The following is a 26,905-nucleotide window of genomic DNA, read 5'->3' on the forward strand; positions in this document are numbered from 1 at the left end:
GATCAATGTTAAATTGGCGCCGTGATTGTGCCCGCGCCAGATTCGCGAACGGAATGCCCTCTTATGCCATCCAATATGCATTCAAATAAACGCCCAACTTCCGGCTTGTTCAATTTGAAGACCTTAAGCGCAGCCGTCGCCTCCGCGCTGGTGTTTTCGAATGCGTATGCCGCAGGACTCGGGAAGCTGACAGTCCTGTCGTCCCTGGGGCAGCCGTTGCGGGCCGAGATCGAGCTGACAGCCGTTTCGAAGGATGAAGTGGGGGCACTCACCGCGAAACTGGCATCGGCGGAAGCTTACCGCCAGGCGAACATCGAATTTCACCCGGCATTGATGACACTGCGCTTCGTGGTGGAGCAGCGGGGTGATCGCCAGTTCATTCGCCTGTCTTCTGCGCAGCCGCTGAATGAACCGTTCGTGGACATGCTCCTCGAACTGAGCGGTCCGAATGGCCGCCTGGTGCGCGAATACACATTCCTGCTGGACCCCGCCGATTTGCGCACGACGCAATCCGCGCAAGTGGCGCCGACACCTGTACCGGAAGCCGCACCTGCCGCTCAGCCGCGTATCGCACAAGCGGAACCGGCGCCTGCGCCGCGCGCCTCGTCGCCGGCCAGGGTGCAGCGCGCCGAACCCGCGCCCCGCGCAGCGCGTTCTGCACCTGCTCCTGCCGAAACCGCTACCGACCCGTCGCAAGGCGAATACCGTGTGCGCAATGGGGACACCCTGGCGCGTATCGCGAACCAGGTGAAACCGAGCGGCGTGTCCCTGGACCAGATGCTGGTCGCCTTGTACCAATCGAATCCCGATGCCTTCGCCGGCAATAACATGAACCGCCTCAAGGCGGGGCAGATCCTTGCCGTGCCGGACGCGGACAAGGCGCGTTCGATCGGCGCTGCCGAGGCGCGCGGCATTGTGGTCGCACAGTCCGCCGACTTCAACAACTATCGCAACAAGCTTGCCGGGCAGGTCGCCTCTGCCGCGCCACAGAAGTCCGCCGAGTCGAAGCAGACCGCCGGCGGCAAGATTACCGCGAAGGTCGAAGAGAAGCCGACTCCTGCGTCGGAATCCAAGGACAAGCTGAAACTGTCGAATGCGCAGTCCGCCCAATCGGGAGCCGCCGACAAGGTCGGACCAGCTACGCAGGAAGACAAGATCGCACGCGACAAGGCGATCGCCGAAGCGAACTCCCGCGTCAAGGAACTTGAGAAGAACGTCACGGAGCTGCAGAAGCTCCTTGAAGTGAAGAACAAGGCGCTCGCAGACCAGCAGAAGCAGGCTGATGCAACGGCCGCGACAGCGAAGGCGGCAGTAGAGAAGCCGGCAACCCCTGCGGCGGCAGAGCAAAAACCTGTCGAAACAAAGGCAGAAAAACCCGTGGAAACGAAGCCGGTGGAAGCAAAGCCGGCAGAGAGCAAGGCAGAGGCCCAGCCTGCACCTCCTCCGGTTGCCGCCGCGCCTGCGCCGGAAAAACCGAAGGCCGTGACACCGCCGCCTCCGGCTCCAGCACCACAAGAGCCCAGCTTCATCGACGAACTCCTCGGCAATCCAATGGTGTTGCCTGGCATCGGTGCGTTGCTGGTGGCGCTTGGCGCACTTGGCGTCTTGCGTGCACGCCGCCAGAAGCAGAGCAAGCAGTTCGAAGACAGCATCATTACCGATTCCAGCCTGAAGGCGAATTCGCTGTTCGGCTCGACCGGCGGCCAGAGCGTGGACACCAACAATAGCGTGTTCAACTCGAGCTTCGCGCCGTCCGCCAGCCAGCTCGATACCAACGAAGTGGATCCGGTCGCCGAGGCCGACGTTTACATCGCTTACGGCCGCGATGCACAGGCGGAAGAAATCCTGAAAGAAGCACTGCGCACCCAGCCCGACCGCCACGCCGTGCGCGTGAAGCTGCTTGAGATCTACTCCAATCGCAAGGACCTGCGCGCGTTCGAGGTGCTGGCGACAGAACTGTACGGCCTTACAAAGGGTGAGGGCGACGACTGGGCACAGGCAGCATCGATGGGCGCTGCAATCGACCCGAACAACCCGTTGTATGCCGGCGGAAAGAAAGACGATGCCGACGTGCCGTTGATCGCACCGACGCAACCTCTGGACGAGCAAGGTCTCGCGACCCTGCTGTCTTCGACGCAGTCCGACACTTCGCAGCTGGAAACCATCAACGGATTGGATGCCGACGCGTCGTATTTCAACAACACTGAACTGACAGCCGAGACTGCGAATGAGTCAGTACCGGAAGCCGAGCCCGAGCCTGAGCACAAGGTCACGTCGAATGACCTCGACTTTGATCTCGACGGCATGCAAGACCTCGCGCCACCCAATACGATTCCGCGCCCTGCGCCGGCAGAACCTCCGGCTGACCTGACTTCCATCGACTTCAATTTCCTGGACGAGCCTGTCAAGCCGGCAGAACCCGAGGTCGATAATATGCTGGACATGACGGCAACGCCTGAGTCCTTGCCGGAAGCGACGGCGGAGCCGAGCGCTTCGATTCCGCCGATCGACGATCTGGAGTTTTCGCTTGGCGACGAGCAACCGGCCGAATCGTCTGCACCGGCACCGTTGGTAGAAGATATTTCGCTTGATGCGATGGCGCCGCAGGCGGATGCCGCTATCCCGGATATCGCCGATTTGTCCCTGCCGGTTGAAGAGCCGAAGGCAGAAACACCGGCAGCGGATCCCCTGGATTTCGATCTCTCGGACATCAGCCTGGAGTTGAATCCTCAAGAGACCGCTCCGACCGCAATCCCCGCAGTGGATGAAGCTGCGCTGGAACCTGTCGCCGAGTTCGGTGCAATCGAGAGCGAACCGGCCGCGCCGGCCCCCGTAGAATCGCTTGCGTCGATGGAGCTTCCGGACCTCGACTTCGACTCGATGAATACCCAGATGCTGACGGACGATCCTGACGCCAACAGCGCGGAGATGGCGACCAAGCTGGATCTCGCGATTGCCTATCAGGAAATCGGCGACAAGGAAGGTGCCCGCGAGCTGCTGGACGAAGTCCTGAAGGGGGGAACCCCGGAACAGAGCGAACGCGCGAAAGCCTTGTTGCTCGAACTGGCGTAATTCGTCGCATTTTCTTTTGACGGGCGCAGCGTGATGCTTGCGCCCGTTTTTCTTTAGCCATGCAGATTGAGGTTGATGTGAAGCGGATAGTGCTCGGAGTGCAGTATGACGGAGCGTCGTGGCGCGGCTGGCAGACCCAGCCGTCCGGCGGGACCGTCCAGGATACGCTGGAAGCCGCACTCAAACGCTTTGCGCTGGTCGATGTGGCGACGACATGCGCCGGCCGTACGGATGCTGGCGTGCATGCGCTTGAACAGGTTGTGCATTTCGACACCGGGCTCGACCGCGAGATGTTTTCCTGGGTGCGTGGGGTGAATGCCTTCCTGCCGCCATCCATTGCGGTACGCTGGGCATGCGAGACATCGCGCAATGGTCAGGACGAATTTCATGCGCGCTTTGGCGCGACTTCTCGTACCTATCACTACGTGCTCTACAACCATCCGGTCCGCTCGCCGCTGCTGTCGGGCAAGGCTGGATGGGTATTCCGGCCTTTGCAGGTCGAGCCCATGCGAGCGGCGGCTGCACATTTGCTGGGTACGCATGACTTTTCTGCCTTTCGGGCAGCGGAATGCCAGGCCAAGTCGCCGGTCAAGACGATGCAGGACATTCGCATCGAACGACGCGGCGACCTGATTGTCGTTACCTTGACGGCCAGCGCCTTCCTGCATCACATGGTCCGCAACATTGTCGGTTCACTGATTGTCGTGGGTAATGGCAATCAACAGCCTGACTGGCTGGCGGAAATCCTCGCCAGCCGTGACCGGAGCCTTGCTGCGCCGACATTCATGCCCGACGGCTTGTATCTTGCCAAAATCGCGTACGATCCCAAATGGCAACTCCCGCAGGAAACTGGCCCGGGCATGCCTTGGTTCGGAGCCTGAAACCTGTCTGTATGACGGATGAACAAGAAATGACTGCACGTACACGCATCAAGATTTGCGGCCTGACGCGCCGTGAAGACCTCCAGGCAGCCGTGGCCGAGGGCGCGGATGCCGTGGGGCTGGTGTTTTATGAGAAAAGTCCCCGGTATATATCCCCTTCGGCCGCCGCGCAGCTTGTCGCCGGTTTGCCGCCGTTCGTGACGACGGTGGGGCTTTTTGTCAATGCGACGAAAGAGGACGTCCAGGCTGTCGTCAGCCAGGTGCCAATTTCCCTTCTGCAATTCCACGGGGATGAAACCCTGGAACAGTGTGTGGCGATCGCCGCGGCGGTGAACCGCACCTTCGTCCGGGCAGTGCGGATGGGGCCGGAAATGACTGCCGGGGATTTGCTAAAATACGACCAACAGTATCGCGCTGCCAGCCGGTTGTTCGCAGGATTGCTGCTCGACGCCTTTGTCGAGGGCTATGGCGGCGGTGGAAAGGTTTTCGATTGGTCTCTCATTCCAAAAGAGCTCGCGCCTCGGGTCGTTTTGAGTGGTGGCTTGAGCGTGCAAAACGCCACTGAGGCAGTGCTTCAGGTGCGCCCCTACGCCGTCGATATCAGCAGCGGCGTCGAACAGTCCAAGGGCATCAAGGATCCCGCCAAGATTCGCGATTTCATCGCAGCAGTGCGCAAGGCGGATGCTTCCCCAGGCAATTGAAGAGAGAGAATCACCATGAAAGAACTGAATGCGCTTGAGAACTTCGCCGAGCGCCAGGCAACGCCGACCACGGCCCTGTACCAGACGGCCGAATACAATCTCCCCGATGCACGCGGCCATTTCGGCCAGTACGGTGGTAGTTTCGTTTCTGAAACGCTGACCTATGCGCTGGACGAGCTGAAGAAGGGCTATGCCCACTTCCGCACCGATCCGGACTTCCTTGATGAATTCAACCGCGAACTGAAGCACTTCGTCGGCCGTCCCAGCCCGATCTACCATGCCAAGCGGTGGTCCGAGATGCAGGGCGGCGCGCAAATCTACTTCAAGCGCGAAGACCTCAATCACACCGGCGCGCACAAGATCAACAACGTGATCGGCCAGGCATTGCTCGCCAAGCGCATGGGCAAGCCGCGCGTGATCGCCGAAACCGGCGCCGGCCAGCACGGCGTGGCGACGGCTACCATTTGCGCGCGCTTCGGCCTCGAATGCGTGGTCTACATGGGCGCGGAAGACGTCAAGCGCCAGGTGCAGAACGTGTATCGGATGGAACTGCTCGGCGCGAAAGTGGTGCCGGTCGAATCCGGTTCCAAGACGCTCAAGGATGCGCTCAATGAAGCCATGCGCGACTGGGTCACCAACGTCGAGAACACCTTTTACATCATCGGCACGGTCGCGGGGCCTCACCCGTACCCGATGATGGTGCGCGACTTCCAGTCGGTCATCGGCAAGGAGTGCCTGGAACAGATGCCCGAAATGACAGGACGCCAGCCCGATTACGTTGTCGCTTGCATCGGCGGCGGCTCGAATGCGATGGGCATCTTTTATCCGTACATCGACCACAAGGGCGTGCAGCTCGTTGGCGTCGAGGCTGCGGGTGAAGGGCTGGAAACAGGCCGCCATTCCGCCTCCCTGATCGCCGGTTCGCCGGGTGTCTTGCACGGTAACCGCACTTACCTGCTGCAGAACGAGGATGGCCAGATCATCGAAACGCACTCCGTGTCGGCTGGCCTCGATTACCCGGGCGTCGGTCCCGAGCACGCATACCTGAAGGATGCCGGACGCGCGAAGTATGTGTCGGTCACGGATGACGAGGCGATCGAGGCATTCCACAACTGCTGCCGCATCGAAGGGATCATCCCGGCACTGGAATCGAGCCATGCGCTGGCCTACGCGGCCAAGTTCGCGGCGACGCTGCCGAAGGACAAGATCATCCTCGCGAATCTTTCCGGCCGCGGCGACAAGGACATGCATACTGTTGCCGAGCGCATGAAGAAAAAATTCTGAAGCGGCAGTACCAGACCCCGATCCCATAACAATCGTCGACCGGACGGATGCCGGGATCCAGCGAAGTCACATGACTCCACTGGTCGCGGCATGTTCCACCGGGCGGCAACAATGCGAACCGCATCATGTCCAGAATTCAATCCACCCTGTCGTCACTGGCCGAAAAAGGCCGCAAAGGCCTCATTCCCTTCATTACCGCAGGCGACCCCGCGCCGGAGCTGACGGTTCCCCTGATGCACGCGCTGGTTGCCGGGGGCGCCGACATCATCGAACTCGGCGTGCCTTTCTCTGATCCAATGGCTGACGGACCGGTTATCCAGCGCGCGTCCGAACGTGCCTTGGCGAATGGCGTCGGCATGCGGCATGTGCTGCAATTCGTCAGGGAATTCCGCGAAACGAACCAGGCGACGCCGGTCGTGCTGATGGGGTATGCAAACCCGATCGAGCATATGGGCGCTGCCAAATTCATTGATGCGGCAAAGCAGGCGGGTGTCGACGGTGTGCTGGTAGTGGATTATCCGCCAGAAGAGTGCGAGGAATTCGCGGCCGCCATGAAGGAAAAGGGACTGGATCCGATTTTCCTGCTCGCGCCGACATCGACTGCCGAACGGATCGAGCAGGTTGGCAAGATTGCAAGTGGGTACGTGTATTACGTTTCCCTCAAGGGTGTCACGGGTTCCGGCCATCTCGATCTGGAAGGTGTGGCGAAAAAGATGCCGGAAATCAAGAAAAGCGTTCGCGTTCCGGTAGGTGTCGGCTTCGGCATCCGCGACGGCGCAACGGCGAAAGCGATTGCATCTGTCTCCGACGCCGTCGTCATCGGCAGCCGCATCATCCAGGAACTGGAGAATACGCCCCGGGAAAATGCAGTCCAGGCAGTGCAAATCTTCATTTCGGGCATCCGCAAGGCGCTGGACGAGTGAGTTGGGATATCATTTTGTCATCCAATCCTTGTATTGGCGCGCAGCAAGGCCGGCGGTACAATGCCGCAACCCGAAAATTTGAGATGAGGTCTTCATGAGTTGGCTTGAAAAGCTGCTTCCCCCGCGTATCCAGCGTTCCGATCCCGCCAACCGGAAATCCGTGCCGGAAGGACTCTGGGTCAAGTGCCCGTCGTGCGAGGCAGTGCTGTACCGTACCGACCTCGAATCGAACATCCACGTCTGCCCGAAGTGCGACCATCACATGCGCATCCGCGCCCGCGAGCGCCTCGATGCGCTGCTCGATGCCGGCGGCCGCTATGAGATCGGCCAGGAAGCACTGCCGGTCGATTCGCTCAAGTTCAAGGACAGCAAGAAGTACCCGGATCGCCTGAAGGATGCCATGGAAGGCACCGGCGAGACCGATGCGCTGGTCGTGATGGGCGGCTCCATCATGTCGCTGCCGGTTGTCGTGTCCTGTTTCGAGTTCGAGTTCATGGGCGGTTCCATGGGGTCTGTTGTCGGTGAGCGCTTCGTGCGCGGCGCACAGGCTGCGCTGGAGCAGAAGGTGCCCTTCATCTGCATTACCGCCACCGGTGGTGCGCGTATGCAGGAAGGCTTGCTGTCGCTGATGCAGATGGCCAAGACGACTTCCATGCTGACCAAGCTCTCCGAGAAGAAGCTGCCGTTCATCTCCGTGCTGACCGATCCGACCATGGGTGGCGTGTCTGCCTCTTTCGCCTTCATGGGCGACGTCGTGATTGCCGAACCGAAGGCACTGATCGGCTTTGCCGGCCCGCGCGTGATCGAGAACACGGTGCGCGAAAAACTGCCGGAAGGCTTCCAGCGTTCCGAGTTCCTGGTGCAGAAGGGCGCGATCGACATGATCGTCGACCGCCGCAAGATGCGCGAGGAGATTGCGCGCCTGCTGGCACTGCTGCAGAACCAGCCCGCAGAAGTCCTGGCCTAAAAACCTCATGCAAGCGGCAAGCCCGGACTGAAGCAGGTCCGGGCTTTTCATTTTTCAGGCGTCCATCACACCTCCAGCCATGCAAAACATTCCCTCGACACTGGCCGAATGGCTCTCCCTCCTCGAGACGATGCATCCCAAGGCCATCGACATGGGCCTGGACCGCGTCCGGCAGGTGAAGGACAGGCTGGGCATTCATTTCGATTGCCCGGTGATCATTGTCGGCGGCACGAACGGCAAGGGTTCGACCTGCGCCATGCTGGAGTCGATCCTGATGCACGCCGGTTACCGCGTCGGCCTGTACACCTCGCCGCACCTGCTCGATTTCAACGAGCGCGCGCGCGTGCAGGGCGAACCGGCAAGCGACGCGGCGCTGGTCGAGCAATTCGCGGCGGTGGAAGCGCAGCGCGGCGATGTTTCGCTGACGTACTTCGAATTCACGACGCTGGCCATCCTGCGCCTGTTTGCACAGGCCGGGCTTGATGCCGTCATCCTGGAAGTCGGCCTCGGCGGGCGGCTGGACGCGGTCAACATCGTTGATGCCGATGTCTCGATCGTGACCAGCATCGATATCGACCACACCGAATACCTCGGCAATACGCGGGAAGAGATCGGCTTCGAGAAGGCAGGCATTTTCCGTCCGGGAAAAGCAGCGATCTGCGGCGATCCGGTGCCGCCGAAATCGCTCATTGACCATGCCCAGGCGATCGGCGCGGATCTCTGGCTGTTCGGACACGATTACAACTACTCCGGCGACAAGCAGCAGTGGAATTACGGCGGGCGCGGGCAACGGCGCAATTCGCTTGGTTACCCGAGCTTGCGGGGCGCCAACCAGCTGCTGAACGCTTCCGCTGCGCTGGCCGCACTGGAAGCGTTGCGCGACCGCCTGCCGGTAGGCGCACAGGAAGTGCGCAATGGATTGGTCATGGTCGAGTTGCCGGGGCGTTTCCAGGTGTTGCCGGGACGTCCGTCCGTGATCCTCGACGTCGCGCACAATCCGCACGCGGCGGCGACCCTGGCACAGAACCTGAACAACATGGGCTTCCATCCCTACACCTACGCCGTGTTCGGCGCCATGCAGGACAAGGACATCGCCGGCGTCGTCAATCACCTGAAGGACATCGTCGACCATTGGTGCCTTACCGACCTGCCGCTGCCGCGTGCGGCGACGGGGGCGCAGTTGAAACAGGCGCTGCTCGATGCGGGTATCGCGCCGAGTGCCACACCCGGCTCGGAAAAGACCATTGAGACCTTCGATTCCCCTGCCGCGGCATTCGCGAATGCAAGAAGCAGGGCAGGGGAGAATGATAGAATTGCGGTTTTCGGGTCGTTTCTCACCGTTGCAGGCGTGATGGATGCGAAAAGATCCGGGAAACTGTCCTGATTGGCATGCTGTTTTTTCAAGACGGTTTCCGACTTCACTGACGGACTTCATTTTTATCGCATGAGCTTGTTCTCGTTCCTTCGCAAAAACAAGCAGGAATCGGCCTCTGGGGAAAGCACCTTTTATTCGCGTGCCGAGGAGGATTCCAAGGCCGTACGCAGCCGTGCCAAGCGCCGCGGCAGCAAGGAAAGCCGTGAAGACGAAGCGCTCGATCCCGTATTGCCAGAAAAGAAACGCGCCCGCCGCCGCCTGATTGGCGCCGTGGCGCTGGTGCTGGCGGCCGTGATCGGTTTGCCCATGGTGCTCGACTCCGAGCCGAAGCCGCTGGCCGACGATATCGCGATCCAGATTCCCTCCAAGGACAAGCCCGCCGCGGGTGCGATTGCCCGCACGGACACGCCTTCCGCCTCGAAAATCGCCGCATCCGCATCGCTCGACGCGAAGGAAGAGGTTGTCGAAGCGCCTGCACCGGCTGAAAAGGAAGCGCACGCAGCAGCCGAGCCGGCCAAGGCAAAGGACGATGCGAAGGCTGCCGATGCCGCGCCCAAGGCAAGCGACAAGATGGCATCCCCGGTGATCGCGAAGGCCGAGCCCAAGTCCGCCGACACGCATGATAAATCCGACAAGACCGATGACGCCGCACGCGCCAAGGCGCTTCTTGATGGCAAGCCGGACCCGAAGGCAGCCGAGAAAAAGCCCGGAAAATACGTCATCCAGGTGGCGGCACTCGCGACCAAGGAAAAGGTCGATGAACTGCAAGACAAGCTCAAGAGCGCCGGCATCAAGTCTTACACCGAAAAGATCGCGACCGCCTCGGGCGACCGTACCCGTATCCGCGTAGGCCCGTTCGCCAGCAAGGAAGAGGCGGAAAAGGCCAAGGCAAAGATCGTCAAGCTCGGATTGAACGGCACTCTGGTGCCTGCTTGATTTTTCGCGCGCCGTGACAATCTTCGATTATCTGGTGGTGTTCGTGCTGGTCTGCTCGGTTGTCATCAGCACAATGCGCGGCCTGGTCAAGGAAATCCTGTCGTTGTTGAGCTGGGTGGTGTCCTTTGTCGTGGCCAATGCGTATGGCGAGGAACTGGCGAGGCTGCTGCCCGATATGGTGCCCGGCAGCACGACCCGGCTGATCGTGGCATTCATTGCATTGTTTATCGGCGTGCGCCTACTGATGATGTTGCTGACGATGGCCATCGATGCGGTGATCAAGGCGAGCGGCCTCACGCTCGCGGATCGCGGCCTTGGCGGTCTGTTCGGCTTGGGGCGTGGCGTAGTGATCGTCCTGGCGGCCGTCCTGTTGTGCGGCATGACGGCGATTCCGCAGCAGCCGTTCTGGAAAGAGGCGCTGTTCAGCCCGCTGGCGGAAACCGCCGCGCGCACTGTGAAGCCTTTTCTGCCGGGCGATTTCGCGCGGCATGTACAGTTTTGAATTTGCTTAAGTAAGGAGTCCACCATGTGTGGCATTGTTGGCGTTGTTTCCCACGGCCCGGTCAACCAGTTGATCTATGACGCGCTGCTGCTGCTCCAGCATCGCGGACAGGATGCAGCCGGTATCGCAACCAACCACGGCAATACATTCTCCATGCACAAGGCCAACGGCCTGGTGCGCGACGTATTCCGTACGCGCAACATGCGTTCGCTGCCCGGCAATGCCGGTATCGGCCAGGTGCGCTACCCGACCGCAGGTTCCGACAGCGAGGAAGAGGCGCAGCCGTTCTACGTGAACGCGCCCTTCGGCATCATCCTCGCGCACAATGGCAACCTGACGAACTGGGAACAGCTCAAGATCGAGATGTTCCAGAACGACCGCCGCCACATCAATACCGACTCCGATTCGGAAGTGCTGCTGAATGTGCTGGCGCATGAAATCCAGCAGGCGACCACTGGCTATTCGCTGGATCCGTCGGCGCTGTTCAAGGCGGTGTCGATGCTGCACAAGCGCGTGCGCGGCTCCTATGCCGTGGTGGCGCAGATTGCAGGCTACGGCTTGCTGGCCTTCCGTGACCCGTTCGGCATCCGTCCGCTGTGCATCGGTTTCAACGACACCGACAAGGGCCCGGAATACATGCTGGCCAGCGAATCCGTGGCGCTCGAAGGTCTTGGCTTCCGCTTCCTGCGCGATGTGATGCCGGGCGAAGCGATTTTTATCGACCTCGAAGGCAAGCTGTACAACCAGCAGTGCGCCGACAATCCGGTGCTCAATCCCTGCGCATTCGAATTCGTGTACCTGGCGCGTCCCGATTCCGTCATCGACGGCGCATCCGTCTATGCGACGCGCCTGAAGATGGGCGAGTACCTTGCCGAGAAGATCAGCCGCGAAATGTCCGCCGGCGACATCGACGTGGTGATGCCGATCCCCGATTCCTCCCGCCCGGCGGCAATGGAACTGGCGCTGAAACTCAATCTCGACTACCGCGAAGGCTTCATCAAGAACCGCTACATCGGCCGTACCTTCATCATGCCCGGCCAGGCGGAGCGCAAGAAGTCGGTGCGCCAGAAGCTCAATGCGATCAGCAGCGAGTTCAAGGGCAAGAGCGTGCTGCTGGTGGATGACTCCATCGTTCGCGGCACGACCAGCCGTGAAATCGTGCAGATGGCACGTGATTCGGGCGCCAAGCGCGTGATCTTCGCGTCCGCTGCACCGCCGGTGAAATTCCCGAACGTGTACGGCATCGACATGCCGACACGTAACGAGCTGATCGCCTACGGCCGTACGGAAGAAGAGGTTTGCCGCGAAATCACGGCTGATGCGCTTGTGTACCAGGATGTCGACGCTCTCAAGCGCTCGATTTCCGACGTCAACCCGGCGCTGAGGAATTTCGAAGCTTCCTGCTTCGACGGCATGTATGTGACCGGCGATATTTCGCGCGACTACCTGGATCGTATCGAATTCGCACGCAACAATCCGAAACCGGTCAGCGAGGATGCAGTGCGCTCCCAGTTGAACCTGAATCTGGCACGCGTCGACTGATCTCCGACTGAGTGCAAAAAGGCCCGCTGCGCGAGAGCGCCGCGGGCCTTTTTGTTTGTTTCTCAAGTCTGCTGAAGCAGGGATGCGAATTCCCTGGCGGGCAGTGGCTTGCTGAAGTAATAGCCCTGCATTTCGTCGCAATTGTGATCGCGGAGGAAGGTAACCTGCTCTTCGGTCTCGACCCCTTCCGCAATGACTTTCAGGTTCAGGCTATGTCCCAGCGAAATCACCGTGCTGGTGATCGCCGCATCGTCCGCATCGGTGGCGATGTCGCGCACGAAGGACTGGTCGATCTTGAGGTGATGCAGCGGAAAGCGCTTCAGGTAGCTCAGGCTGGAGTAACCGGTGCCGAAGTCGTCGATCGACAGCTGGACGCCGAGGTCTTCGAGCTCCTTGAGCTTGGTCACAAACAGTTCGGCGCTGTTCATCACGATGCTCTCGGTCAGTTCCAGTTCCAGATGGTGAGCCTCCAGTCCCATGTCGTGCAGCGCGGCGGCCACCGATTCCACCAGGTTCTCCTGATGGAACTGGCGGGCGGACAGATTGATCGAAATGGAAATTGGCGGCAGGCCCGCATCCTGCCATGCCTTGTTCTGCGCGCAGGCTGTATGCAGCACCCAGTCGCCAATCGGGACGATGAGGCCGATCTCCTCCGCCATCGGGATGAAGCGGGTCGGCGAGACCAGCCCCATCTCGGGATGGTTCCAGCGGATCAGTGCTTCAGCGCCGATGATGCGTCCGCTGGTCGCTTCCACCTTGGGCTGGTAGAAGAGTTCGAATTCCTTCCGGTCGAGCGCGCGGCGCAACGCGCTTTCCAGCTCCGCCCGCTCGAGCGCGCGCACGCTCATTTCCCGCGAGTAGAACTGGAAAGCGTTTCCGCGCTCTTCCTTGGCACGGTACATGGCGATGTCGGCATTGCGCAGCAGCGATTGCATATCCTCGCCGTCGTCCGGAAAAATGGTCGCGCCGATGCTCGTGGACACGAACAGCTCATGGCCGCGGATGAGAAAGGGCGCCTGGAATGCCTCGAAAATCTTGCCGGTGACGACCGTGACGTCTTGCGGTTGCTGGATGTCAGTGAGCAGGATGATGAATTCGTCGCCGCCCTGGCGCGCCACAGTGTCGCCTTCCCGGATGACCTGCTTGAGACGGCGCGAGACTTCCAGCAGCAGAGAATCGCCGAGTTCGTGGCCGAAGCTGTCGTTGACGCCCTTGAAGCGGTCCAGGTCCAGGAACAGCAAGGCCAGCAGAAGTCCGTTGCGGCGCGCATGCGCCATGGCCTGGGTGATGCGGTCGCCGAGCAGGTTCCGGTTGGCGAGGCTGGTCAGGGCGTCATGGCCCGCCAGGTACTCGATGCGCGCCTCGTAGGCCTTGCGCTCGCTGATATCGATGGCAATGCCGTCGACGCGCTGCAGCTGTCCTTTCTCGTTCCGTATTGCGCGCGCACGCTCCTCTATCCAGCGGATCTTTCCGTCCGGGCGGACGATACGGTACTCCTGGGTAAAGCTTGTGGAACGGACCAGGCGGTTGTGCGACTCGATGGCCGCATCCCGGTCCTCGGGATGAATGGCCTTGAACCAAAGCTCCCTGTCCTCGTAAAAGTGATCGACCGGGCGTCCGTAGATCCGCTCGACCATGGAGTTCAGGTAGATGAATTCCTTGTCCGTCATGGACCACACCACGTTGTCGATCGAATCCAGGATGCTGGACAGTTTCTCCTCGGTCGCCCGCAGGGCAAACTCTGCCTGCTCGCGCGCGGCTTTCGTTCGCAGGCTGACCACACCGTAGGAAATGTCGTCAGCGAGTTCCTCGAGCATCGCGATCTGTTCGGTATCGAACTTGTTCGGCGGAGACTCGAAGATCGTCAGCACGCCGAAAACCTCGTCCTGCTTCTTGAGCGGCAGGGATACCGCGAGATCCTGTTCATGGATAAGCCGCTTGTCTCCAGTTGCCGCCGGATTGCCGGCCACGTCGATGACGACCCAAGGGCGTGTGCTTGGCATCGCTGCGTCTGGCCGGTGGCTCATCGATCCGTTCCCGGCCGTGGCGCTGCCGGCCATTTCCGCGCACGCAACCTGCGTTGCGCTGCCATCGTCCTCCAGGTAGTCGATGCGCGCCATCCTGTACCCGCCGGCTTCCACCACAGTGCGGCACATGTCCTTGAGCAGGCCCATCTCATCGGTTGCATGGACCATGACATGATTGCATTCGGCCATCACCGTGCGTGCGCGTAGTGTCCTGCGCAATGCTTCCTGTGCGCGCTTGCGGTCGCCTACCTCGAGCTTCAATTGGCCATGTTGCCTTTCGATCGCACCGTACAGCTGGAGATTTTCGTAGACCACCGCGAGTTGCGCTGCCACCGTCGCTGCGGCGCGCTCGTCGACTTCGCTGAATTCGACAGCGCCGAGCTTGTCCACCAGATACAGCCATCCAAAGGCCATTTCCTGGGAGACGATCGGCGCGACCAGGATCGAATTGACGGGTGGATGCTCTGGGGGAAGACCGAGCGAAGCTGCATTGATGCCATGGGCAACAATCCGTTTCGGCACGCGCGCGGCGAGGCTGTCGCCGAGCACTCCATCACGGGGCGAGGGCCATGGCATCTGCGCCAGTGCCGTCTCGTCCATGCCGCGCATGACGTAATGTTCGAGACGGCTTCGATCGTCCGCCAGGATGCCGACTGCCGCATACTTTGCGACACAGATATCCTGCACCACCCGGCAACTGCTTGCCAGCAGGCGTTGCGGATTGCGCTCGGATGCCAGTTCAATGCCCAGCTCGATCAATGCCGTCAGCCGCAGGCTTACCGCCTGCAGGCTGGACAAGGCCTTGGACAGGCGCTGCACGACCTGTTGCAGGCTCTCGATATCCGTAGCCGTATCGCTGCCGTTGTTGACCAGCTCCGACATGAGATGGCTGCTCGTCTCCAGTTCAACCAGATATTCGCTCAACTGGTTGTCTAGCCCGTTCAGCCGCGTCTGTTCTGGCTGGATGGCAGGGTAGGGCAGGGGCTTGGCCGGCATTCCCAGTGCTTCATGCACCGTCTTGAGAATCAGGTCAGGGTCGGATGGCTTCGGAAGCACCCATTGCACGCCGCAGGCCATGGCCATCAGGCTGGCTTCGCGTTCATGATAGGCGGCGGTATAGAAGATGACGGGCGTGCCGGCAATGGAGGGAATGGCCCGCAATCGGGTAACGAATTCAAACCCGTCCATGTTCGGCATCAGGATATCGGCAATGACCAGGTCCGGCTGCCGTGCGCAGGCAAGGTCGAGGCCCTCCGCGCCGTCTGCCGCCTCGATCAGGCTGTGACCGCTGTAACCAAGCAGAACCATCAGGAATTGGCGGTTCAGGACATGGTCGTCAACGATCAGTATGGTCGCCATCTTGTCTCCTCTTTTCCTGGTGCTGGCATGTTCCTGTCTCGTTGGCCGACACACCCGGTTCGACTGTTCGCTGAAGAAATCGTGCACTGCCGGGCAGGAATCGTTCTATCTCGGCGACGAAATTTTCCGGTTCGATCGGCTTGCTGATATAACCGTCGAATCCTGCCTCAATCAGCTTGTCACGGTCGCCGACCATGGCAAGGGCCGTCACCGCGACGGCGGGAATGCCGCGCAGGGAAGGGGTACGTTTGAGGACCCGGACGACGCCGTACCCGTCCAGCTGGGGAAGGTGCACGTCGCAGAGGATGAGGTCAGGTTGCTCCCTGGACGCAACCGCCAGCCCGCTTTCGCCATCCGTGGCTGTCAGAAGGGTATACCCATGCGCCTTCAGCAGATAGGTCATGAGCTCCATGTTGGCCGGGTTGTCTTCGACTACTAGGATTCGTGTCGGCAATCGTGCTTCCTCCATGCCGGTCAGTGTCCGAGGCGCGGGGCGCCTTCCAAAAGCGGATTTTTCCGGACGATCATCCCGCCTCCTTCGGCAAGGTCAGGGTAAAGGCGCTGCCTTCCCCGTGCCGGCTTTGCAGCGACAGCGTGCCGCCGATCAGATCGGTCAGCTTCTGGCACAGGTACAGGCCCAGGCCCGTTCCTTCGAAGCGCTTTGTCGACGTCGAGTCAAGTTGCGTGAAGGCCTGGAACAGCTTGGCGTGGTCTTCGGCCTTGATGCCTGCGCCTGTGTCCGTCACGATGATGCTCGCCGTACTTGTCCCGTCACGATGGCGCTCTGTCAGGGAAATGCGTACTTCGCCGGAGTCGGTGAATTTGATCGCATTGTTGGTCAGATTGATCAGGATCTGGCGCAATGCCCGCTGGTCGGTAAAAACGGTAATGTCCTGCTGCGGAATTTCGGTGCGAAAGCGTAACCCTTTCTGGTGCGCGAGCGGCGACAGGGTTTCCGCCAGATCGGCGATCAGCCTCCCGCAGGCGATCGGTTCGCAATGGAGCTGGACCTTTCCCGACTCGATCTTCGCCAGGTCCAGCAAGTCATTGATCAGGGAGAGAAGGTGCTTCGCGCTCGTCTGGATCGTGCGCAACTGCTTTTCCTGGTCTTCCGTCAGGGGGCCGGGCAGGCGCATCAGCAGTGTCCCGGTGAACCCGATGATGGCGTTGAGCGGCGTGCGCAACTCGTGAGACATGCTGGCAAGGAAACGGTCTTTCGCCAGGTTGGCCTTCTCCAGTTCGATATTCTTTTCGTACAGCGCGCGCTCGATGCGCTTGCGCTCCGTGATGTCCCGGATCGCGCTGGACACCAGGATGCCTTCTTCGGTTTCCAGCGGGCTGAGGCTGATTTCGACGGGGAATTCCGTGCCGTCCTTGCGCCGTCCGTACAGTTCCAGGCCGGCGCCCATGGCGCGGGTGCGCGGTTCTTCAAAAAAGCCTGCCCGGTACTCCGGATGCTTGTGCCCGAAACGCCGTGGTACCAGGACGTCCACCTTTTTTCCGAGCAACTCTTCGCGCGGATAGCCGAAGAGCTTTTCCGTCTGCGAATTGACCAGCACGATTTCTCCCTGGCGGTTGACGATCACGAAGGCATCCGGCGCCGATTCAAGCAGGCCACGGAACTTCTGCTCCGCCTTCTTGCGTTCGCCAATGTCGCGCACTGCGCTCATCACGAGCGTGCCTTCTTCGGTTTCCAGCGGGCTGAGGCTGATTTCGACCGGGAATTCCATGCCGTCCTTGCGCAGTCCGTACAATTCCAGGCCCGCCCCCATTGCGCGCGGCCGGGGGTGCCCGAAATAGCCGCCCCGATGCCCGACGTGCCCGCCACGGAAACGGCTCGGCAGCAGCAGCTCCACGGGTTTGCCGCGCAGTTCGCCCGCCGGGTAGCCAAACAGTTTTTCGGCCTGCGAATTGGCCAGGACGATATAACCGGTGGAATTGGCCATGACGATGCCGTCCGGCATCGATTCGAGAAGGTCCCGGAATTTCGTTTCCAGCAGCTTGGCGTCGCGCAGCACCTTCAGTGCGGTCACGTCCTTCTGAGTGCTCAGGATAAAGGCGGGGGCGCCGTGTTCGTCCCGGACGGATTTCGCGGAAATGTCGACAAAGACCAGCGAGCCATCCTTCCTGCAGCGGATCGATTCGTAGCTGTATGTTCCATTGTCGAGGATCGACCTGGTCAGGCGGAGCTCTTCCTCCTGGCGCTCGGCGGGCACGAGCAACGCTGCAGCGGCCTGGCCGATCGCCTCCTCGCTGGCATAACCGAAAACCTTCTCCGCTCCTTTCGTCCAGTGAACGATTTTTCCGTCAAGGTTCACAATCACAACCGCGTCCGGCGATTCCTGAAGTACCAGGTTCTCAAAATCCGTCGGCATAAATTTCTAACAATCCCCAGCAGCTTGTCGTCCTTGAACGATAGCTGTTCGATACAAATGTGTGTCAGGAAACGGCTATTATTTGATTAGGATCACTGGTCGCCGGATTAGTGCAAAAATAATTCGGCATCACCTTTTGACTCGGGCCGGTTTTGCGTAACGTCCAATTTGCGTTACGATAAGACCTGCGCCGATTTGATTCTGCTTGCGGGCGCCCGGGTCAAGTCCCATAACAAATGCAGCTAAAACGGTTCCGGATTCCACCCAAACCCGTTCTAGCTTTTGCTGAACGGGTTTTTGTTTGCCATGACTGATACAAAGAAATACGGTTTCACCACCACCATCCTCCACAGCGACCGCCAGAAGCCGATCGAGCACGGCTCGCTGCACAAGCCCATCCACACCTCGGTGACCTTCGGCTATCGCGACGCGCGCCAGCTTGCCGAAGTATTCCAGGGCAAGCAGCCGGGCTTCCGCTACGGCCGGCAGGGCAATCCCACCGTGTCCGCGCTGGAAGAAAAGGTCAACCGGATGGAGCAGGGGATGGCCACCATTTGCTTCTCCACCGGCATGGCCGCCATCGCCGCCGTGACGCAGGCGCTCCTGCGGGAAGGCGATCACGTTGTATCGTCGGCATTTCTTTTCGGTAACACGAACAGCCTTTGGCAGACGGTCAGCGGACAAGGTGTCGACGTATCCATGGTGGACGCGACGGATGTGGCGAATGTCGAAGCGGCCCTCAGACCGAACACACGTCTCGTCTTCGTGGAAACCATCGCGAATCCGCGCACGCAGATTGCCGACCTGAAACGGATCGGCCAGCTGTGCCGCGACCGCGGCATCCTTTATGTCGTCGATAACACGATGACTTCGCCCTACCTCTTCCGCCCGAAGAAGGTCGGCGCCAGCCTCGTCGTCAACGCGCTCACCAAGTCCATCGGCGGCCATGGCAATGCGCTGGGCGGCAGCCTGACCGATACAGGCCTGTTCGACTGGACCAAATTCCCGAACATCATCGACACCTACAAGCGTTATGTGCCGGCACAATGGGGCATGGCGCAGATCCGCGCGAAAAGCCTGCGCGACTTTGGCGGTTCCCTCGGACCGGAAGCGGCACACCATATCGCCGTCGGCGCCGAAACCATGGCGCTGCGCATGGAGCGCGAATGCGCCAATGCGCTTGCACTGGCGCGCATGCTGGAAGCGGACGACCGTGTGGCCGCCGTCTACTACCCCGGCTTGCCTTCGCATCCGCAGCACAAACTGGCGACGGAATTGTTCGGCGCGTATGGCAGTTTGTTCAGCTTTGAGCTGAAGGATGGGATCGACTGCTTCGATTACCTCAATCGCCTGAAGCTTGGTGTTCCCGCAAGCAATCTGGGGGATACCCGCACGCTGGTCATCCCGGTCGCACACACCATCTTCTACGAGATGGGGCCGGAGCGCCGCGCCAGCATGGGCATCGCCGAATCGCTGATTCGCGTGTCGGTTGGCATCGAAGACACGGCCGATCTGCTCGACGACTTCCGCCAAGCGCTGGAGGGCTGAAAAGCCACGGCTTGCCTAATTTCCCAATAAAAACAATTCGCTGCGGAAAGTGGATTGTGGCTAAAATACGCGAGTGATTTATCGTCCGTAAGGAGCGCGTATGGCCCGGCCCGAGAAGGTCCGCCTCGGTGAAATCCTGGTGCAGCAGAAGCTGCTTTCAGAAGAGCAACTTCAATTTTCCCTGGCGGAGCAGAAGCGGACCGGACGCAAGCTGGGACGTGTATTCATCGAGAACGGCTTCGTCACCGAAGAGCAGATTTCCGGCGCGCTGGCGAAGCAGCTCAACATCCCCTACATCAATCTCAAGTTCTACAACCTCAGTGCCGAGGTGGTGAGGCAGTTGCCGGAAACCCAGGCGCGGCGTTTCAGGGCGATTGCGCTGGAGGACCGGCCGGGCGGCATGCTGATCGGCATGGCCGACCCGACCGACCTTTTCGCGTACGACGAGATTTCCCGCTCCATCCGCAAGAACATCGAACTGGCGGTCGTCAACGAAGGCGAACTGCTGCAGACGATCGACCGGATTTACCGCCGCACGGAAGAGATCACCGATTTTGCCAAGGAGCTGGAGCAGGACCTCGGCGACACTTATGTCGATTTCGGTAGTCTCGGCGGCACGCCGGGCATCGAAGAGGCGCCTGTCGTCAAGCTCCTGCAATCAGTCTTCGACGACGCATCGCAGGTGAGGGCGTCCGATATCCATATCGAACCGCAGGAAAGCCGGCTGCAGATCCGCTTCCGCATCGACGGCGTCCTGCACCTGCAGACCGAGGCCGATAGCAAGATTGCACAGGCGCTGGCCCTGCGTCTCAAACTGATTTCCGGGCTGGATATCTCGGAAAAGCGTCTTCCGCAGGACGGCCGCTTTGCCATCAAGGTCAAGCAGCAGGCCGTCGATGTCCGTATTTCAACCATGCCGACACAGTACGGCGAGTCCGTCGTCATGCGTTTGCTCAGCCAGAGCGGAGGCACGCTCAAGCTGGATTCCATCGGCATGCCGCCGAACATGCTGAAGCGCTTCCGCGGAATTTTGCAGCGTCCGAACGGCCTCGTTCTCGTCACCGGACCGACCGGCAGCGGCAAGACGACGACGCTGTATGGCGCCCTGGCCGAGCTGAACAGCCTCGAGCGCAAGCTGATCACGGTCGAAGACCCGGTCGAATACCGCCTTCCCGGCATCAACCAGGTGCAGGTCAACGACAAGATCGAACTGACCTTCGCGCGTGTTCTCCGTTCCGCCTTGCGCCAGGACCCGGACGTCATCCTCGTCGGCGAAATGCGCGACCAGGAAACCGCGCAGATCGGCATGCGCGCCGCGCTGACCGGCCACCTTGTCCTGTCCACGCTGCATACCAACGACGCGGTCAGCACACCGGTCCGCCTGCTGGACATGGGCGTGCCGCGGTACATGGTGACCACCTCCTTGCAGGCGGTACTGGCACAGCGACTTGTCCGTGTCATCTGCGAAAGCTGCGCCGAACCCTATGCCCTGAAACCGACCGAGCACGAATGGCTGAAGGCTGAGCTGGGCGATACCGTCGACGCGCGCAAATACCTGCACGGCAGGGGGTGCACGCACTGCAACGGCACCGGATACCGCGGGCGCACGGGCGTCTACGAAATGCTGGAAATGACGGAAGCCGTGGCCGACGCTGCCGGCCACCATGACCCCGCCCATTTCATGAAGGTCGCGCAGGCGCAGATGGCAGGGCAGACCCTGCGCCGGCACGCGGTCGCCCTCGTCATCGCCGGAAAGACGACGGTGGCCGAGGCGATGCGCATCAGCAATCAACAGGATGATTAACTGACGTGCCATTCTTCGCATACAAGGGCCGTAACGGCCGCGGTGAACTGCTGCAGGGGGTGCTCGAGAGCGCCGACAGCAATGCCGTTGCGGACCAGCTTTTCAGCACCGGGATCACCCCCGTCGAAATCGTCCAGACATCCAGGCCCGTCGCCAAGGGGGACAGCTGGTGGACACGCCTGTCGGAGCCGAAGGTGCGTTCGATCGACGTCCAGTTGTTCAGCCGCCAGCTGTACACGCTGCTGAAGGCCGGCGTGCCGATCATGCGCGGTCTCGCCGGATTACAGGAATCCGCGATCAACAAAAGCTTCGCCCGCGTCGTCAAGGACCTGCGCGAATCCCTCGATTCCGGGCGCGAACTGTCTGCGGCGATGCGGCGTCATCCCGATGTATTTTCGTCTTTCTATATCAGCATGGTGCGCATCGGCGAAACCACCGGCCGGCTGGACGAGGTTTTCCTGCACCTGTTCGACCATCTCGAGTTCGAGCGCGACATGCGGGACCGGGTGAAATCCGCCCTGCGTTACCCGATCTTTGTCGTGATCGTGATGTTCATTGCGATTGCGGTCATCAACCTGTTCGTCATTCCGGCGTTTGCACGGGTATATGCCGGCTTCAACGCCGAGTTGCCGATCATGACGAGAATCCTGATCAATACCTCGAATTTCACGGTGGCTTACTGGCCGGCCATCCTGATCGCCCTCGGGGCCGCCGGGACCGCCATCCGCGCCTACATCGCCACGCCCACGGGGCAGTTCAAATGGGATAAGGCCAAGCTGCGCATTCCCATCGTCGGCAGGATCCTGCTCAAGGGGACGCTCGGCCGGTTTGCGCGCAGTTTTGCCTTGTCCAGCAAAAGCGGCGTGCCTATCGTGCAGGGGCTGAGCGTGGTCGCAAAGACAGTCGACAATGCTTATATCACCAGCCGGATCGAGCAGATGCGCGATGGCGTTGAGCGCGGCGAGAGCATCCTGCGCACCGCCGTAACGACCGGCGTCTTTACGCCGGTGGTACTGCAGATGGTGGCTGTCGGTGAAGAATCGGGCGCCCTTGACGACCTGATGGACGAAATTGCCGACATGTACGAACGCGAGGTCGACTACGAACTGAAAACCCTCTCCGCGCAAATCGAGCCGATCCTGATTTTCTGCCTGGGCATCCTTGTGCTGATTCTGGCGCTGGGCGTATTCCTTCCGATCTGGGATCTGGGGCAGGCGGCATTCAAGAAATAGCAGTGCCGGCGATCCAGGTGGGCGGCCAACAACAAAGTCACAAAATCGTTGCAAGCTCGGCTATATTTGCCTTCAAGGAATATGCAATGAGGAAAAGGAACACCATGCGACAAGCGCAACGCGGCTTCACCCTGATCGAGCTGGTGATCGTCATTACCATCCTGGCCCTGCTTGCCGGCATCGCCCTGCCGAAATTTGCTGCACTGCAGGCGGACGCCCGGCTGGCCAAGATGAATGCGGCGCTCGGCTCGGTGCGATCCGCTGCCGCACTGGCCCATGCGACCCTGCTCACCCGCGGCTTCGACGCCAATTTCAACGGCACCCCGGTTCCGAACATCATCATCGAGGGCACGACGGTCACCTACGTCAACGGTTATCCCGACGCCGCTTCCATCGTCCCGCTTGCCGGGCTGGGCACCGATTACGTGGTCACTGGGCTGACCGCGCCGCGTATCGCGGCCCCGGACAGTGGCCATACCGGCGCGACCACCGGCACCGACTGTACTGTCGGTTACACGCCTCCGGCACTGACCAACACCCAGCCCACCTATGTACTGAACGCAACAGTGGCAAATTGCATGTAAATACCTTTTGGCAGGTAGTGTTTCCTCTGGTATATTTTTAACCCGATGCAACACTTGTTGACAGCAAGGGCAGCGCTTTACCGATCTTTCAGGAACGAAACTATGCGGAAATTGAAGAACAGTCAGGGCGGTTTTACGTTGATCGAGCTGGTCGTCGTCATTGTGATTCTCGGTATCCTGGCGGCGACGGCGTTGCCGAAGTTTGTGGATTTGAAGTCGGATGCGGAGCTTGCGGCGATCAAGGGTGTTTCTGGTGCGGTGAGCTCGGCGTTCTCGATTAACTATGCAGCGTACGCGGCTGCTGGTACTGCCAAGGGAACACGCGTCAACGGTACGGTGACCGTCAATGCGATGGCCGGTGACCTTATGGTCGGTGGTGTTCCTTCAGGGTATACCGTCACCGCTGCAGCAGCAACGGTGAACTGTACCGCCGCTGGACAAGCAATTGCGATTACCGTTTCCAATTCGGCGCATAGTGCGAGCGCGACATCGGCTGACGCGACACTGATCTGCACTGGCTGATCTACTAGGTTAGAACCTCTCAAGAGGCGCATCGCATTCGTGCGACGCGCCTTTTGGCTTTTATGGAGCCGTACATGCGAAAAACTCAAGGGCCCGTGCAGGAAATTAGCAAAGGACTCTTCGCCGAATTTCAGCGAGCCGTTCCCCTGCATCCCGAGAAAAATCAGAAGGGCAGGAAACTGAGCGAGCAGGAAATTGCTGCAAATTCCGAAGCGGCGCTTAAGCAGTTCTTTGAAGCCGCTCGCGTCGCACGAGCACGTCATCGACTCGGCATCATCGGTCGCGCGCGCGTTGCATTTTCCCTTCAACAGCATTTGCTCGCGGCGGGTTACGCGCCCACGCTGGTCAAGCAGGTGCTCTTTTCCATGCTGGCGGCCGTCTTCGTTGGCGACGGACGCTGACCTTCCTGTACTTGTTGGAATCAGATGCCACTTTTTTCGCCTATTGCAGGATCGCTGTGGTTGTACCTGGGTGACTGGCTGAACCGGAAGGGTTTGGTCTCGCTCGCGGAATCCTGCTACCGCAATTGCAGCACTGGGGCGGGGAAAGCTGCCGCTGAGTCGGATCTCCGGTTGGCGCATCTTCTTCTCGCCGAAAGGCGGGATGGGGAAGTCGTGTCATTATGCGAACGCGCGCTACAGTCTGATCCCGAAAACGCCCGTTTATGGTGCGCCTTAGGAGCAGCAAGGAGACGTCTGGCGCAACTCGATCCGGCAAAAGAAGCCTACGAAAAGGCGGTGGCGTTGAAACCGGATTACGCCCAGGCATGGAGCAATCTTGGCGAATGGTGGCTGTTGAAGGGTGAGTATCAGATTGCACTCGAAAAGTTTAGGCAGGCACTCCATTTCCAGTCACACCTGCTGGAGGCGTGGAACAACAGTGTCGTGACCCTGTTCGAAATGGGGCGATTCGCGGAGGCTGAGGATGCGGTACGGCGCGCACTCGAGGTCTATCCCGACGAGGCGGCGCTGCACGTTAATCTAGGCAATGTCCTGCTGCACAGCGGCAGGACAGCTCAGGCAGCTAAGTCGTTTCAACGCGCTCTCGCGTGCGACGCAAACTTGCCGGAGGCGCAGATTGGTCTCTCGACCGTCCTTGGTGAAACTGACAGGCTGGCCGAGACGATCGATTACTGGGAGCAGGAAATCGCCGTCAAGGGCGAAAATGCGCAGCGCCTGGCGTCGCTCGCCCTTGCCCGGCAAATGAAGGGCGACTGGCTGGCTGCCGAGAATACCGCGCGAAAAGTGCTCGAACTCCAGCCCGCCAATATTTCCGCCCTCGTCACCCTGGCCAGCTGCCACAGCCGTCGCGGCGAGCATGGTCGGTCGATCGAACTGCTTGAGCAGGCCCTGAGGGAAAACCCGGAGATGCCCGCCATTCATTCGAACATCGCTTTCGATTCCACCTATCTTCCCGGCGCAAGTGCCGAGGAAGTGTTCGCCCGCCACACCGCCTGGGCCGATCGCTTCGAGGACGGAAGACCGTATCGCCAAAGCTTCACTTTCGACCAGGACAAGAGCCCGGACCGTCCCCTGCGTATCGGCTATGTCTCGGGCGACTTTGGCCGCCATCCCGTCGGATTCCTGCTGCAGGACGTCATCCGCCATCACGACAGGCAGCGTTTCAGCATCCACTGCTACTCGACCGCGCGTCGGGACGACGACATTACCGCGTCGATCCGCGAGCATGCCGATTCGTGGGTGGAGGCACTGTTGATGACCGACGACGAGCTTGCCGAAAGGATCCGCGAGAACCGCATCGATATCCTGGTCGACCTTTCCGGCCATACCGCCTACAACCGGCTTCCAGTCTTCGTCCGCAAGCCGGCGCCGGTCCAGGCGACGTGGATCGGTTACTTCCACTCCACCGGCCTGGAATCCATCGACTACTTCATCACCGACCCGACGACGACGCCGCTCGATGCCGGGCAGATGTTCTCCGAAACGCCGGTCTGGCTGCCGCATTCTCGCTTCTGTTACGCGCCGCCGGCCATGGCGCCGGCCGTGGCGGATGCGCCCGCGCTTGAACGAGGCACGGTCATCTTCGGCTGCTTCAACCGGATCGACAAACTGGTTGACCCTGTTGTCGACGCATGGATACAGATCCTCAAGGCGGTGCCCACATCGCGCCTGCTGCTGAAGTCGGCCGGGCTGGACAACGAGGGCGTCTGCGAAACGCTGCGCAAGCGATTCGTGTCGCGTGGGCTCGACGCCGGCCGGCTGGAATTGCGCGGCCCGTCCGCGCATTTCGACATGCTGGCCGAATACGGCGACATCGACATCGCCCTCGACCCGTTCCCGTTCAGCGGCGGCATGACGACGCTGGAGGCGCTGTGGATGGGCGTTCCGGTCGTGACGCTTGCCGGGAGCGGCATCGTGTCGCGGCAGGGGGCCTCCGCCCTGACCAATATCGGGTTGCCTGAGCTGATCTTTGCGGACCATGCCGGCTATATCAAGGGTGCGGTTGCGCTCGCTCAGGACGTTCCGCGCCTGGCGGGCCTGCGCCGCGAACTGCGCGCGCGGATGTCGAACAGCCCGATCTGCCAGCCGGACCAGTTCAGCCACGACCTCGAAGCACTCTACCGGCGCATGTGGCAGGCGTGGTGCCGCGGCGAAAAGCTCGCGACCGAGGTGGTGCCGGCCCAACCCTTGCCGAGGAAAACCGTGCTGCATGTCGGATGCGGCCCCGCCGACAAACGCTCGCTCCCGATGTTCTTCCAGAGCGGGTGGCGTGAGGTACGCCTCGATATCGACCAGTCCGTCACACCCGACGTCGTGGCCACCATGCTGGACATGGCGCCGGTCGAGACCGCAAGCATGGACGCCGTCTACTCGTCGCACAACATCGAGCATCTGCATCCGCACGAGGTCGATATTGCACTGCGGGAGTTTCGGCGCGTCCTCAAGTCCGAAGGCATCCTGGTGCTGACTTGTCCCGACCTGCAATCCGTGGCGGAACTGGTTGCAAAGGACCAGCTGGAGGAGCCGGCCTATATTTCTCCCGCCGGCCCGATTGCGCCTATCGACATTCTTTACGGGCACCGGGCTGCGATGGAAAGGGGGAACCTGTACATGGCGCACAAGACCGGATTCACCGCGAGAAGCATGGATAGGGCATTGAAGGAGAGCGGATTTGCCACAACCGTGGTGGCGCGCGGCCAGAATTTCGACCTGTGGGTTCTGGCCTATCCGGCGGAAGCGACGGCAGAGCGTGTTGCCCACGACCGCGCCTTGTGCTTCCCGTCGTCGGCCGCCGCAGGTTGAACGGATGA

At 60.7% G+C, this 26,905-nt stretch carries 20 protein-coding genes; 17 read left to right on the forward strand and 3 right to left on the reverse strand.

The features are described 5' to 3' along the window. Positions 1-114 precede the first annotated feature (114 nt). The 10 genes from AC3WOY_RS21255 to purF all read left to right on the forward strand — a co-directional run bounded on the left by AC3WOY_RS21255 (position 115) and on the right by purF (position 12,183). Complete coding sequence (locus AC3WOY_RS21255) at positions 115-3,072, forward strand: motility hub landmark protein FimV (RefSeq protein WP_492427387.1); 2,958 nt, start codon at positions 115-117, stop codon at positions 3,070-3,072. A gap of 59 nt (positions 3,073-3,131) precedes the next feature. After that, positions 3,132-3,953: a tRNA pseudouridine(38-40) synthase TruA gene (gene truA / locus AC3WOY_RS21260; protein ID WP_492427389.1), complete on the forward strand. Its 822-nt coding sequence runs from the start codon at positions 3,132-3,134 to the stop codon at positions 3,951-3,953. A 29-nt stretch (positions 3,954-3,982) separates the two neighbouring features. Beyond that, positions 3,983-4,654, forward strand: coding sequence for a phosphoribosylanthranilate isomerase (locus AC3WOY_RS21265; protein ID WP_492429378.1), 672 nt, complete (start codon positions 3,983-3,985; stop codon positions 4,652-4,654). Positions 4,655-4,669: 15 nt separating this feature from the next. Next, the gene (gene trpB, locus AC3WOY_RS21270; protein WP_492427391.1) at positions 4,670-5,938 is read left to right on the forward strand and encodes a tryptophan synthase subunit beta; all 1,269 of its coding nucleotides are present in this window, start codon (positions 4,670-4,672) and stop codon (positions 5,936-5,938) included. Positions 5,939-6,063: 125 nt separating this feature from the next. Next, a complete protein-coding gene (gene trpA, locus AC3WOY_RS21275; RefSeq protein WP_492427393.1) occupies positions 6,064-6,861 on the forward strand; it encodes a tryptophan synthase subunit alpha in 798 nt (265 codons plus the stop codon). A gap of 94 nt (positions 6,862-6,955) precedes the next feature. Further along, entirely contained in the window at positions 6,956-7,828 is an 873-nt protein-coding gene (gene accD / locus AC3WOY_RS21280; protein ID WP_492427395.1) for an acetyl-CoA carboxylase, carboxyltransferase subunit beta, read from the forward strand. A gap of 79 nt (positions 7,829-7,907) precedes the next feature. After that, positions 7,908-9,212, forward strand: a complete 1,305-nt coding sequence (gene folC, locus AC3WOY_RS21285; RefSeq protein WP_492427397.1) for a bifunctional tetrahydrofolate synthase/dihydrofolate synthase — start codon at positions 7,908-7,910, stop codon at positions 9,210-9,212. 60 nt (positions 9,213-9,272) lie between these two features. Next, entirely contained in the window at positions 9,273-10,139 is an 867-nt protein-coding gene (locus tag AC3WOY_RS21290; RefSeq protein WP_492427399.1) for an SPOR domain-containing protein, read from the forward strand. A gap of 13 nt (positions 10,140-10,152) precedes the next feature. Continuing rightward, positions 10,153-10,641, forward strand: a complete 489-nt coding sequence (locus tag AC3WOY_RS21295; protein ID WP_492427401.1) for a CvpA family protein — start codon at positions 10,153-10,155, stop codon at positions 10,639-10,641. A 24-nt stretch (positions 10,642-10,665) separates the two neighbouring features. Then, on the forward strand, positions 10,666-12,183 hold the full coding sequence (purF, locus tag AC3WOY_RS21300) for an amidophosphoribosyltransferase (protein ID WP_492427403.1): 1,518 nt from the start codon (positions 10,666-10,668) through the stop codon (positions 12,181-12,183). Between the two features lie 62 nt (positions 12,184-12,245). Here purF and AC3WOY_RS21305 read toward each other — a convergent pair whose 3' ends face one another. From AC3WOY_RS21305 to AC3WOY_RS21315, 3 genes are all read right to left on the reverse strand, one after another. Continuing rightward, positions 12,246-15,569, reverse strand: coding sequence for an EAL domain-containing protein (locus AC3WOY_RS21305; RefSeq protein WP_492427405.1), 3,324 nt, complete (start codon positions 15,567-15,569; stop codon positions 12,246-12,248). Next, complete coding sequence (locus AC3WOY_RS21310) at positions 15,547-16,023, reverse strand: response regulator (RefSeq protein ID WP_492427407.1); 477 nt, start codon at positions 16,021-16,023, stop codon at positions 15,547-15,549. The genes AC3WOY_RS21305 and AC3WOY_RS21310 overlap by 23 nt, the downstream gene beginning before the upstream one ends. A gap of 70 nt (positions 16,024-16,093) precedes the next feature. Beyond that, entirely contained in the window at positions 16,094-17,944 is a 1,851-nt protein-coding gene (locus tag AC3WOY_RS21315; protein ID WP_492427409.1) for a PAS domain S-box protein, read from the reverse strand. A 306-nt stretch (positions 17,945-18,250) separates the two neighbouring features. Here AC3WOY_RS21315 and AC3WOY_RS21320 point away from each other — a divergent pair, with 306 nt between their 5' ends. The 7 genes from AC3WOY_RS21320 (at position 18,251) to AC3WOY_RS21350 (ending at position 26,897) form a co-directional block, all read left to right on the forward strand. Further along, positions 18,251-19,492, forward strand: a complete 1,242-nt coding sequence (locus AC3WOY_RS21320; RefSeq protein ID WP_492427411.1) for a cystathionine gamma-synthase family protein — start codon at positions 18,251-18,253, stop codon at positions 19,490-19,492. Between the two features lie 100 nt (positions 19,493-19,592). Then, on the forward strand, positions 19,593-21,296 hold the full coding sequence (locus AC3WOY_RS21325) for a GspE/PulE family protein (protein WP_492427413.1): 1,704 nt from the start codon (positions 19,593-19,595) through the stop codon (positions 21,294-21,296). A 5-nt stretch (positions 21,297-21,301) separates the two neighbouring features. Beyond that, positions 21,302-22,528, forward strand: coding sequence for a type II secretion system F family protein (locus AC3WOY_RS21330; RefSeq protein ID WP_492427415.1), 1,227 nt, complete (start codon positions 21,302-21,304; stop codon positions 22,526-22,528). A 104-nt stretch (positions 22,529-22,632) separates the two neighbouring features. After that, positions 22,633-23,112 (forward strand): type II secretion system protein, encoded by a 480-nt coding sequence (locus tag AC3WOY_RS21335; protein WP_492427417.1) that lies wholly within the window; start codon positions 22,633-22,635, stop codon positions 23,110-23,112. 102 nt (positions 23,113-23,214) lie between these two features. Beyond that, the gene (locus tag AC3WOY_RS21340) at positions 23,215-23,634 is read left to right on the forward strand and encodes a type II secretion system protein (RefSeq protein ID WP_492427419.1); all 420 of its coding nucleotides are present in this window, start codon (positions 23,215-23,217) and stop codon (positions 23,632-23,634) included. A gap of 62 nt (positions 23,635-23,696) precedes the next feature. Further along, positions 23,697-24,035 (forward strand): hypothetical protein, encoded by a 339-nt coding sequence (locus AC3WOY_RS21345; RefSeq protein WP_492427421.1) that lies wholly within the window; start codon positions 23,697-23,699, stop codon positions 24,033-24,035. A gap of 24 nt (positions 24,036-24,059) precedes the next feature. Beyond that, on the forward strand, positions 24,060-26,897 hold the full coding sequence (locus AC3WOY_RS21350; RefSeq protein ID WP_492427423.1) for an O-linked N-acetylglucosamine transferase family protein: 2,838 nt from the start codon (positions 24,060-24,062) through the stop codon (positions 26,895-26,897). Positions 26,898-26,905: the final 8 nt, after the last annotated feature.

The organism is Noviherbaspirillum sp. FW303-A3 (genome assembly GCF_058788695.1).

Coding starts and splice junctions, on each gene's coding strand:
- truA (WP_492427389.1), top strand. CDS start 3,132: ATGCAGATTGAGGTTGATGTGAAGCGGATAGTGCTCGGAGTGCAGTAT.
- AC3WOY_RS21345 (WP_492427421.1), top strand. CDS start 23,697: ATGGAGCCGTACATGCGAAAAACTCAAGGGCCCGTGCAGGAAATTAGC.
- AC3WOY_RS21305 (WP_492427405.1), bottom strand. CDS start 15,569: ATGGCGACCATACTGATCGTTGACGACCATGTCCTGAACCGCCAATTC.
- trpA (WP_492427393.1), top strand. CDS start 6,064: ATGTCCAGAATTCAATCCACCCTGTCGTCACTGGCCGAAAAAGGCCGC.
- purF (WP_492427403.1), top strand. CDS start 10,666: ATGTGTGGCATTGTTGGCGTTGTTTCCCACGGCCCGGTCAACCAGTTG.
- accD (WP_492427395.1), top strand. CDS start 6,956: ATGAGTTGGCTTGAAAAGCTGCTTCCCCCGCGTATCCAGCGTTCCGAT.
- AC3WOY_RS21290 (WP_492427399.1), top strand. CDS start 9,273: ATGAGCTTGTTCTCGTTCCTTCGCAAAAACAAGCAGGAATCGGCCTCT.
- trpB (WP_492427391.1), top strand. CDS start 4,670: ATGAAAGAACTGAATGCGCTTGAGAACTTCGCCGAGCGCCAGGCAACG.
- AC3WOY_RS21315 (WP_492427409.1), bottom strand. CDS start 17,944: ATGCCGACGGATTTTGAGAACCTGGTACTTCAGGAATCGCCGGACGCG.
- folC (WP_492427397.1), top strand. CDS start 7,908: ATGCAAAACATTCCCTCGACACTGGCCGAATGGCTCTCCCTCCTCGAG.
- AC3WOY_RS21325 (WP_492427413.1), top strand. CDS start 19,593: ATGGCCCGGCCCGAGAAGGTCCGCCTCGGTGAAATCCTGGTGCAGCAG.
- AC3WOY_RS21335 (WP_492427417.1), top strand. CDS start 22,633: ATGCGACAAGCGCAACGCGGCTTCACCCTGATCGAGCTGGTGATCGTC.
- AC3WOY_RS21350 (WP_492427423.1), top strand. CDS start 24,060: ATGCCACTTTTTTCGCCTATTGCAGGATCGCTGTGGTTGTACCTGGGT.
- AC3WOY_RS21265 (WP_492429378.1), top strand. CDS start 3,983: ATGACTGCACGTACACGCATCAAGATTTGCGGCCTGACGCGCCGTGAA.
- AC3WOY_RS21320 (WP_492427411.1), top strand. CDS start 18,251: ATGACTGATACAAAGAAATACGGTTTCACCACCACCATCCTCCACAGC.
- AC3WOY_RS21340 (WP_492427419.1), top strand. CDS start 23,215: ATGCGGAAATTGAAGAACAGTCAGGGCGGTTTTACGTTGATCGAGCTG.